At 71.5% G+C, this 9,858-nt stretch carries 11 protein-coding genes; all 11 read right to left on the bottom strand.

Annotation, left to right across the window (positions count from 1 at the left end; all coding sequences use genetic code 11):
- Nucleotides 1-28 precede the first annotated feature (28 nt).
- Complete coding sequence (locus AA75_RS13245) at nucleotides 29-1,030, bottom strand: ABC transporter permease (RefSeq protein ID WP_051812265.1); 1,002 nt, start codon at nucleotides 1,028-1,030, stop codon at nucleotides 29-31.
- Nucleotides 1,027-1,959 (bottom strand): ABC transporter ATP-binding protein, encoded by a 933-nt coding sequence (locus AA75_RS13240; protein ID WP_033820153.1) that lies wholly within the window; start codon nucleotides 1,957-1,959, stop codon nucleotides 1,027-1,029. Before AA75_RS13240 ends, AA75_RS13245 begins: the two co-directional genes overlap by 4 nt.
- Complete coding sequence (locus AA75_RS13235; RefSeq protein WP_051812270.1) at nucleotides 1,956-2,378, bottom strand: GntR family transcriptional regulator; 423 nt, start codon at nucleotides 2,376-2,378, stop codon at nucleotides 1,956-1,958. The genes AA75_RS13240 and AA75_RS13235 overlap by 4 nt, the downstream gene beginning before the upstream one ends.
- A 165-nt stretch (nucleotides 2,379-2,543) precedes the next feature.
- Nucleotides 2,544-2,879, bottom strand: coding sequence for an RNA polymerase-binding protein RbpA (locus tag AA75_RS13230; RefSeq protein ID WP_082526474.1), 336 nt, complete (start codon nucleotides 2,877-2,879; stop codon nucleotides 2,544-2,546).
- 224 nt (nucleotides 2,880-3,103) lie between these two features.
- Nucleotides 3,104-3,340, bottom strand: coding sequence for a preprotein translocase subunit SecG (secG, locus tag AA75_RS13225; RefSeq protein WP_033820151.1), 237 nt, complete (start codon nucleotides 3,338-3,340; stop codon nucleotides 3,104-3,106).
- 88 nt (nucleotides 3,341-3,428) lie between these two features.
- Entirely contained in the window at nucleotides 3,429-4,214 is a 786-nt protein-coding gene (tpiA, locus tag AA75_RS13220; RefSeq protein WP_033820150.1) for a triose-phosphate isomerase, read from the bottom strand.
- Nucleotides 4,215-4,218: 4 nt separating this feature from the next.
- Nucleotides 4,219-5,424, bottom strand: a complete 1,206-nt coding sequence (gene pgk / locus AA75_RS13215; protein ID WP_033820149.1) for a phosphoglycerate kinase — start codon at nucleotides 5,422-5,424, stop codon at nucleotides 4,219-4,221.
- A gap of 193 nt (nucleotides 5,425-5,617) precedes the next feature.
- Entirely contained in the window at nucleotides 5,618-6,622 is a 1,005-nt protein-coding gene (gene gap, locus AA75_RS13210; RefSeq protein WP_033820148.1) for a type I glyceraldehyde-3-phosphate dehydrogenase, read from the bottom strand.
- Nucleotides 6,623-6,826: 204 nt separating this feature from the next.
- Entirely contained in the window at nucleotides 6,827-7,807 is a 981-nt protein-coding gene (whiA, locus tag AA75_RS13205) for a DNA-binding protein WhiA (protein ID WP_033820147.1), read from the bottom strand.
- A complete protein-coding gene (gene yvcK, locus AA75_RS13200; protein ID WP_051812263.1) occupies nucleotides 7,798-8,901 on the bottom strand; it encodes a uridine diphosphate-N-acetylglucosamine-binding protein YvcK in 1,104 nt (367 codons plus the stop codon). The genes whiA and yvcK overlap by 10 nt, the downstream gene beginning before the upstream one ends.
- 45 nt (nucleotides 8,902-8,946) lie before the next feature.
- Nucleotides 8,947-9,831, bottom strand: a complete 885-nt coding sequence (gene rapZ, locus AA75_RS13195; protein WP_033820145.1) for an RNase adapter RapZ — start codon at nucleotides 9,829-9,831, stop codon at nucleotides 8,947-8,949.
- Between the last annotated feature and the right edge of the window lie 27 nt (nucleotides 9,832-9,858).

Here is a 9,858-nt window from a genome sequence, read left to right as displayed (position 1 = left end):
CCCGCCTTCTGCCGTTCTGCGCGCCGGGTCAGTCCGCCGTGCGGGTCCGCCAGTACAGGAAGCCCACCAGGGCGGCGGCCAGCACCAGGCAGAGCGCCGACTCCACGCCCTGCAGCGGCCAGTAGTCCGCCGCGACGTGGACGTCGCTGAACTCGCGGGCGTTGCCCGCCTTGGCCAGGCAGTCGGCGTAGTCGGCGGAGCTGTCGCACAGGTCGTACGGCAGCCGCTTGCCGCCCGAGGTCATGAACCCCTGGCCGAATCCCCAGACATCGTTGGGCAGTTCGGAGCGGGGGACCATCCGGACCTGACTCGGCACCAGGTACGGCCGGACCTCGGAGATCAGGTACTGGAGCACCAGCACCACGCCGAAGGTGGCCCCCATCGCCGGGACCACCCGGCGCACCAGCGCCCCGACCGTGGCCCCGACCGCGAGGGCGAGCAGCACGGTGGCCATCAGCACGGGCCCGCCGGAGCCGAAGAAGGTCCCGGACCAGCCCACCCCGGAGACGAAGTTCGCCGAGGGCGCCCACATCCACCGGTAGAGGCCCATCAGCGCGGCGGAGCCGAGCAGCGCCGGCACCGCGACCGAGGCGAGCTTGGCGCGCAGCCACTGGGTGCGGGTCACGCTCTGGCCGAGCACCAGCCGCCAGGTACCGCTCTCGTACTCCCTGGAGAACAGCGGGCCGGCGGCGAACAGGCCGAGCCCGGCCGGCAGGGCCGTCAGCAGCAGCCCCATGGCCTGCAGGAACGGGGTGTACTTGGTCCGGAAGCCGTTGACGGCCTGCTGGATCCCGTCGCCCTGGCAGGCCGGGTCCAAGGTGATCATCGCGCAGCCCGCGATGTGGTGGCTGTCGATGTAGTCCACCATGGCCGCGCGCAGGAACGGGACGACCACCGCCGCGGCCACCACCGCGATCAGCCAGAGCAGGACCGAGAGGCGCTGCTGACGCCACATCAGCCACCAGATGCCGCGCGGCGCGAGGCGCGAGGGGCGGGCGGCGGCACGGGTCGGTGCGAGGGTGCTGCTCATGCCGCCACCGTCCGATCGGCGGGCCGGGCCTCGGCGGTGAGCAGCGCGGGCACCGCGCCGGAACGCAGGTGGGCGAGCAGGACTTCCTCCAGGGTGGGGTGGTTGACCTCCCAGCCGGCCGGCGCACGGCCGTCCGTCCGGACCAGGGCGGTGATCTGGCGGCCGGTGCGGTTGAGCTCGACCACCCGGTCGGGGGCGGGGGCCTCGGCGCCGTCGTCGCCGACCAGCAACTGGTGGGCGGCGAGGATCTCCTCGATGTCACCGGCCAGCAGGACGCCGCCCTCGGAGAGCAGCACCAGGTAGTCGCAGGAGTCCTCCAGCTCGGCGATCACGTGCGAGGACATCAGCACGGTGATGCCGCGCTCGGCGGCCTCCGACATCAGCAGGCCCATCAGCTGGTGCCTGGCGAGCGGGTCCAGGTCGGACATCGGCTCGTCGAGGATCAGCAGGTCGGGCATGGCGCCGAGGGCGAGCGCCATCGAGACCCGGGTGCGCTGGCCGCCGGAGAGGGTGCCGATCCGGGCGGTCAGCGGCACCTTGCCCTGGGCCACCACGGACTCGGCCTTGGCCTGGTCCCAGCTGCGGTTCAGCTCCCGGCCCAGGCGCAGCGTCTCCGCCACGGTGAAGCCGGGGTACAGCGGCTTGTCCTGGGCGACGAAGCCGATCCGGCCGCGGACGGCGAGGTCGCCGAGCGGGTGGCCGAACACCCGGACGCTGCCCTCGGTGGGGGCGAGCAGCTGGGCGACCAGCGACATCAGCGTGGTCTTGCCGGCACCGTTCGGTCCGACCAGGGCGCAGATCCGCCCGGCCGGGATCCGGAAGGAGCAGTTCTTCAGCGCCCAGCCGCGGTGGTAGCGGCGGCCGAGGCCGCTGACCTCCACCGCCGTCGGCCCGCCCTCCGCGGACCCGTCGGGGTACAGAGCGTTCATTGGTTCCCCTCCTGTGCTTGGGCCCCGCCCTGCGGGCGGGCCTGGTACTCCTCGTCGACCACTGACGCGACCAGCGCCTCGACGTCGTCCCGTCCCAGCCCGGCGGACCGGGCGCGGGAGGCCCAGTCGGCCAGCTCGGCGCGCAGCGGCGAGTCGGCGGCCGCCTCCTGGTGGGCCAGCGACCGCAGGACGAAGGTGCCGAGGCCGGGCCTGGGTGCGACCAGGCCGCGCCGTTCCAGCTCCCGGTACGCCTTGAGCACCGTGTTGGGGTTGACCGCGGTGGCGGCCACCACCTCCTTGGCGGTCGGCAGGCGGTCGCCGGGCCGGAGCAGGCCGAGCCGCAGGGCGTGCTCGGTCTGCTGGACGATCTGGAGGTAGGTGGCCACGCCGCTGCGACGGTCGATCCGATAGTCGAGCACTTCCACCACCATTCCACTAAGTAGTTAGTGGAATGGTGGTGGAAGAGGGGCCCCGCCGTCAAACCGACACGGCGGGGCCCGGGAGGACACCGATCAGGGGAGGCGGGAACGCGAAGAGGGGCCGGGCCACCGGGCCCGACCCCTCTTCGCGAAGGTGACGTGTGTTCAGATCTCGCCGCGGAGCTTGGCCAGCGCCTCGGCGAGGATCGCCTCGCCGTCGGCGTCGGTACGACGCTCGCGGACGTAGGCGAGGTGGGTCTTGTACGGCTCGTTGCGGGCCGGAGCCGGCGGGTTGTCCTCGTCCTGGCCGGCCGGGAAGCCGCAGCGCGGGCAGTCCCAGGTGTCCGGGATGGCCGCCTCCGCGGCGAAGCTGGGCCGCGTCTCGTGCCGGTTGGCGCACCAGAAGGAGATCCGGTTGCGCGGGGCGGACTCGCCGCGCTCCGCCTCGCCCATCGGGCCGGCGCCGACTCTGCTGCCTCGGATGGCGTTGCCACTTGCCACGGTCTGACTCCCTGCGTGCTGATGCGATGCGACCTCGACCGATGCCCTGGATCCGGCCCGGACTGCGGCCGGGACCCACTGCCGCCCGGCCGCGGCCTGCGGACGGTGGCGAAGTCGTCCTAGTGTAAGCGGGAGTTAAGGATCTGCCACCACCGCCTCCACCGCCGGGCCCTACCAGGATAGGCGGCGCGGCGACAGCTCGTCAGATCCGCGGGGAAGCCGGTTCAGTTCTTGTACTTGAGCACCAGGCCGAGCACCACGATGCACACGAACCAGGCCGCGCCCACCAGGATGGTGATCCGGTCCAGGTTGCGCTCGGCCACGGCGGATCCGCCGCCGGTCGACATCGCGCCACCGCCGAACATGTCGGACAGGCCGCCGCCCTTCCCCTTGTGCAGCAGCACCAGGAGGATCATCAGCAGACTCAGGATGATCAGGGCAATCGAGAACCCGAGAACCACGACGGGACCAACTCTCTCGTATCTTCGGCGAAGGGGCCGGGCCGCGTGGAAGCGGTCCGGCCCCAAAGCCTACGTTGCTGCGGCGGCGTTAGCCTACTGCCTGGTCACGGTACCGCACGATCTTGACGAACTCGTCGGCGTCCAGCGAGGCACCGCCGATCAGGGCGCCGTCCACGTCGGGCTTGGCCATCAGGCCGGCCGCGCTGGAGGACTTCACCGAACCGCCGTACAGCACCCGGACCTTGTCGGCCAGCTCGGCGGAGTACAGCTCGGCGAGCCTGGCCCGGATCGCCGCGCAGACCTCCTGCGCGTCCTCCGGGGTCGCCACCTCGCCGGTGCCGATCGCCCACACCGGCTCGTACGCGACCACGACGGACTCGGCGTCCGAGGCCGGGACCCCGTCCAGCGCACCGTCCAGCTGGGCCAGGGTGTACTCGACGTGGGTGCCCGCCTTGCGGATCTCCAGCGGCTCGCCCACGCACAGGATCGGCGTGATGCCGTTGCGGTAGGCGGCCTTCACCTTGGCGTTGACGATCTCCTCGTTCTCGCCGTGGTACTGGCGGCGCTCCGAGTGGCCGATCGCCGCGAAGGTGCACTTCAGCTTCGACAGCATCGGGCCGGAGATCTCACCGGTGTAGGCACCGGAGTCGTGCGCGGAGATGTCCTGCGAACCGTACTTGACCTTCAGCTTGTCGCCGTCGACCAGGGTCTGCACCGAGCGCAGGTCGGTGAACGGGACCAGGACCGCGACCTCGACGGCCTCGTAGTCCTTGTCGGCCAGCGCGAACGCCAGCTTCTGGGTGTGCTGGATGGCCTCGAGATGGTTGAGGTTCATCTTCCAGTTGCCCGCCATCAGCGGGAGACGCGTGCTCATGCGATCAGCCTTCCAGGGCGGCGAGACCGGGGAGGGTCTTGCCCTCCAGGTACTCGAGGCTTGCGCCACCGCCGGTCGAGATGTGCCCGAACTCCGTCTCGTCGAAGCCCAGGATGCGGACGGCAGCGGCGGAGTCGCCACCGCCGACGACGGTGAACGCCTCGCTGTCCAGCAGCGCCTGCGCGACCGCCTTGGTGCCCTCGGCGAAGGCCGGGTGCTCGAAGACGCCGACCGGGCCGTTCCAGAACACGGTCTTCGCGTCGGCCAGCTTGGCGGCGAACAGCTCCCGGGTCCGCGGGCCGATGTCCAGGCCCTCCTTGTCCGCGGGGATCCTGTCCGCGTCGACCACCTCGAAGTCCTCGACCGGGGCGAAGGTCTTCAGGTCGGGGAAGCTCGCGGAGACCGAGACGTCGACCGGCAGCACGAACTCGACGCCGTTGGCCTTCGCCCGCTCCAGGTACTCCAGGACGGTCGGGATCTGGTCCTTCTGCAGCAGCGAGATGCCGACCTCGTGGCCGAGGGCCGCGAGGAAGGTGTACGCCATGCCGCCGCCGATCAGGATCCGGTCGGCCTTGCCCAGCAGGTTGTCGATCACGCCGACCTTGTCGGAGACCTTGGATCCGCCGAGCACCACCACGTACGGGCGCTCCACCTCCTCGGTGAGGCGCTTGAGCACGCCCACCTCGGTGGCGATCAGGTCGCCCACGGCGTGCGGCAGGCGGGCCGGCAGGTCGTAGACCGAGGCGTGCTTGCGGTGCACCGCGCCGAAGCCGTCACCGACGTACAGGTCGGCCAGCGCCGCCAGCTGGTCGGCGAAGGCGCCGCGCTCGGCGTCGTCCTTGCTGGTCTCCCCCGCGTTGAAGCGCAGGTTCTCGAGCAGCGTGACCTCGCCGTCGGCCAGGGCGGCGACGGTGGCCTTCGCGCTCTCGCCCACGGTGTCGGTCGCGAAGGACACGGGGGTACCGAGGATCTCGCCGAGGCGGACAGCCACCGGCGCGAGGGAGAACTGCGGCTCGGGCTCGCCCTTGGGACGGCCCAGGTGGGAGGCGACCACGACCTTCGCGCCGGCCTGCAGCAGCTTGGCGATGGTCGGGGCGACGGCGCGGATCCGGCCGTCGTCGGTGATCGTGCCGTTGGACAGCGGCACGTTCAGGTCGGCGCGGACGAACACCCGCCGGCCGGCGACCTCAAGGTCTTCGATGGTCTTCACGGTCTTCGGTCTCCCGGGGAGAAGTGGTGCATGAGGCAGCGGCACGGCGACGGGCCGCCGGAGCAGCGGTGAGGGAGCTCGGCGAAACGGGCCGCCCGGGCGCGAACAGTACCTGGGCGGCGGTGCAGAGGCAGGGCCCGGGGGCGAGTTCGCCGACCGGGCCCTGCCTCTCACATCACGCGGCTGCCGCGGGTCAGAGCTGGCCGCCGACGAGGGTGGTCAGGTTGACGAGGCGGTTGGAGTAGCCCCACTCGTTGTCGTACCAGCCGAAGACCTTGACCTGGTTGCCCTGGACCATGGTCATCAGGGAGTCGAAGATCGTGGAGAACGGCGAGTTCACGATGTCGGAGGAGACGATCGGGTCCTCGGTGTACTGCAGGATGCCCTTGAGGGAGCCCTCGGACGCCTTCTGGAAGGCCGCGTTGACCTCCTCGACGGTGACCTCGCGCTCCAGCGTGACGACCAGGTCGGTGATCGAGCCGGTCGGGACCGGGACGCGCAGCGAGGTGCCGTCCAGCTTGCCCTTCAGCTCCGGCAGGACCAGCGCGGTGGCCTTGGCGGCACCGGTGGAGGTCGGGATGATGTTCAGCGACGCGGCACGGGCGCGACGCAGGTCCTTGTGCGGGAAGTCCAGCGTGACCTGGTCGTTGGTGAAGGCGTGCACGGTGGTCATCAGACCCTTGACGATGCCGAAGTTCTCGTTCAGCACCTTCGCCAGCGGCGCCACGCAGTTGGTGGTGCAGGAGGCGTTGGAGATGACGGTGTGCTTCGCGGCGTCGTACTTCTCGTCGTTGACGCCCATCACGATGGTGACGTCCTCGTCGGTGGCGGGCGCCGAGATGATGACCTTCTTCGCACCGGCGGTCACGTGCTTCTTGGCCTGGTCGGCCTTGGTGAAGATGCCGGTGGACTCGATGACGACGTCGACCCCCAGCTCGCCCCAGGGGAGGTTGGCCGGGTCGCGCTCGGCGATGACCTTGAAGGTCTTGCCGTCCACGGTGATGCTGTCCGCGGTGTGCGAGACCTCGGACTGCAGGGTGCCCAGGATGGAGTCGTACTTCAGCAGGTGCGCCAGGGTCTTGGTGTCGGTCAGGTCGTTGACACCGACGATCTCGATGTCCGCGCCCTGAGCCTTGACCGCACGGAAGAAGTTGCGGCCGATGCGGCCGAATCCGTTGATGCCTACCCGGATCGTCACGAACCGATCTCCTCTAAGGTACGCCGGACACTGCCGGCGAAGTGGAAATGGGAAGTCCCCGACCAGGAACGACCCTACCCTCCCGGCGCTGCCCTGGGCACATCGCCTCTCCGGCGTGAGACGGCACCAAGGGGCGCCCGGGCAGCACGGAGGGCACCGGGGTCCCTCCGGTGCCCTCGCGGCGCGTGTGCTATGAAGATCGGTTCAGCTGAGGGCCATCTCCTCGGTCAGATTGGCCTCGGTGTTGGGCAGTCCCAGCTCGGCCGCGCGCTTGTCCGCCATCGCCAGCAGCCGGCGGATCCGGCCGGCCACCGCGTCCTTGGTGAGCGGCGGCTCGGCGAGCGCGCCCAGCTCCTCCAGCGAGGCCTGCTTGTGCTGCATCCGCAGCTGCCCCGCGGCGGCCAGGTGCTCGGGCACCTCCTCGCCGAGGATCTCCAGCGCACGCTGCACCCGGGCGCCGGCCGCGACGGCCGCGCGGGCCGAGCGGCGCAGGTTGGCGTCGTCGAAGTTGGCCAGCCGGTTGGCGGTGGCCCGGACCTCGCGCCGCATCCGGCGCTCCTCCCAGGCCAGCACCGACTCGTGCGCGCCGAGCCTGGTGAGCAGGGCGCCGATCGCGTCGCCGTCCCGGATCACCACCCGGTCCACCCCGCGGACCTCACGCGCCTTGGCCGGGATGCCGAGCCGGCGGGCCGCGCCGACCAGGGCCAGCGCCGCCTCCGAACCGGGGCAGGTGATCTCCAGGGAGGAGGACCTGCCGGGCTCGGTGAGCGAGCCGTGCGCCAGGAACGCCCCGCGCCAGGCGGCCTCCGCGTCGCAGGTCGCACCCGAGACCACCGCCGGGGGCAGCCCGCGGATGGGCCTTCCCCTGCCGTCCACCAGCCCGGTCTGCCGGGCCAGCAGTTCGCCGTCCTTGACCACCCGCACCACGTACCGGCTGCCGCGGCGCAGCCCACCGGGGGCCATCACCACCAGATCCGAGGAGTGCCCGAAGATCTCCAGCAGGTCCTTGCGCAGCCGCCGCGCCGCAATGCCGGTGTCCAGCTCCGCCTCGATCACGATGCGGCCGCTCACAATGTGCAAGCCGCCCGCGAACCGCAGGATCGCCGAGACCTCCGCCTTGCGGCAGCAGGCCCGGGTGACGGGGAGCCGGCTGATTTCATCCTTGACCGCTGCCGTCATCGCCATGGGCCGATCCTTCCATGTGTCCGGAAAATCCGGTCGTACGCAGCCGCCAAGAGCTCCGGGTCGTGTCGCGGCGACCCGTCCGCCCGGGCCACCCGGTCGAGCACCAGTGCGGCGCCCATCCGTTCGGCGGCCTTCTCCAGCCCGGCCAGGTCGGCCAGGCCGAACGCCCCTCCGGTGACCGCGCGCTCGTCCACCAGGATGGCGTCGACGGCGAGGTCGGGGGCGTGGTCGGCTATCACGTCGAGGTGGCGCTGCGGTGTGAAGCCCTCGGTCTCGCCCGGCTGGGGGGCGAGGTTGAGGGTGAGCAGCCGGCGGGCCCGGGTGCCGATCAGCGCCTTGGCGAGCTCGGGCACCAGCAGGTGCGGCAGCACGCTGGTGAACCAGGATCCGGGGCCGAGCACCACCCAGTCCGCCTCCAGCACCGCCGAGACGGCCTCCGGCACAGCCGGCGGCTCGTCCGGGAGCAGCCGCACCGAGAGCACCGTGCCGGGGGTGACGGCGACGCTGGCCTGGCCGCGGACGGCCGAGACCTCGGCCGGGCGGGCCGGGTCGTGGCCGCGCACCTGGGCCTCGATGTCCAGCGGGACCGCCGACATCGGCAGCACCCGGCCCTGGACGTTCAACAGCCGGCCGACCCAGTTCAGTGCCTCGACCGGGTCGCCGAGCTTCTCCCACAGCGCGACGATCAGCAGGTTGCCGACCGCGTGGCCGCCGAGGCCGCCGTTGCCGGTGAACCGCTGCTGGATCACCTCGGACCAGGTACGGCCCCAGTCGTCGTCGCCGCACAGCGCGGCCAGGGCCTTGCGCAGGTCGCCCGGGGGCAGCACGCCCAGCTCGCTGCGGAGCCGGCCGCTGGAGCCGCCGTCGTCGGCGACGGTGACCACGGCGGTCAGCTCGTTGGTCAGCCGGCGCAGCGCGGACAGCGAGGCCGACAGGCCCTGGCCGCCGCCGAGGGCGGTGATCCTGGGCGCGCCCGGGCGGGGCTTCTGCCCGGCCTGGGCGGGCCCGGTCGCCTGGGCCCGCTCGGAAGGCCTGTGCTGGAGCTGCCGCGCTGGCGAGTATCCCGTCACACCGACCCCATGTTCCTGTCTCATGCTCCTGTGAGCGACGGACGGGGCGCTGCTGTCACTCCCGGCCGGTCACTCCCTGCCCATGTCGCGGTGGACGAGCACCGTCTCCACACCGTCCGCGATCAGACGCTTGGTCAGCCGCTCCGACATGGCGACACTGCGGTGCTTGCCACCGGTGCAGCCTACGGCAAGAGTCATGTAGCGCTTCCCCTCGCGGCGATAGCCCTCCGTGATGACCCGCAGCAGATCGGTGTAGCCGTCCAGGAACTCCTGCGCACCGGGCTGCTTGAACACGTACTCGGCGACGTCCGGGTCGGTGCCGGTGCGGGCCCGCAGCTCGGGGACCCAGTGCGGGTTGGGCAGGAACCGGCAGTCCACCACCAGGTCGGCGTCGACCGGCAGGCCGTACTTGAAGCCGAAGGACATCACGGTGGCCCGCAGCTCGGGCTCGTCGTGGTCGGCGAACTGGGCGTCCAGCTTGGCGCGCAGCTGGTGCACGTTGAGGTTGGAGGTGTCGATCACCAGGTCGGCCTCGCCGCGCAGCTCGCGCAGCAGGTCGCGCTCGCGCTCGATGCCGTCCACGATCCGGCCGTCGGCCTGCAGCGGGTGCGGGCGGCGGACCGACTCGAAGCGGCGGACCAGCGCCTCGTCGGAGGACTCCAGGAACACCACCCGCAGCCGCACCCCGCGCTTCTCCAGCTCCTCCAAGGAGGTCAGCAGGTCGTCGAAGAAGGTCCGGCCCCGGACGTCGACCACCGCGCCGATCCTGGGCACCGCGCCCTGGGAGCGCGCGCCGAGGTCGACCATGGTCGGGATCAGGGCCGGCGGCAGGTTGTCCACCACGAACCAGCCCAGGTCCTCCAGGCACTTCGCGGCGGTGCTACGGCCGGCTCCGGACATGCCGGAGATGATCACCAGCTCCGGTCCGGTCTCGCCCGTACTCGACACAGTCACTTCGGATCCCCGCTCTCGATGGTTCTG

It is taken from the genome of Kitasatospora sp. MBT63 (genome assembly GCF_000710465.2).
Classification (GTDB): Bacteria; Actinomycetota; Actinomycetes; order Streptomycetales; family Streptomycetaceae; genus Kitasatospora.
The sequence above is the reverse complement of the archived record's forward strand: the minus strand, read 5'-3'. Positions and strand labels throughout refer to the sequence as shown.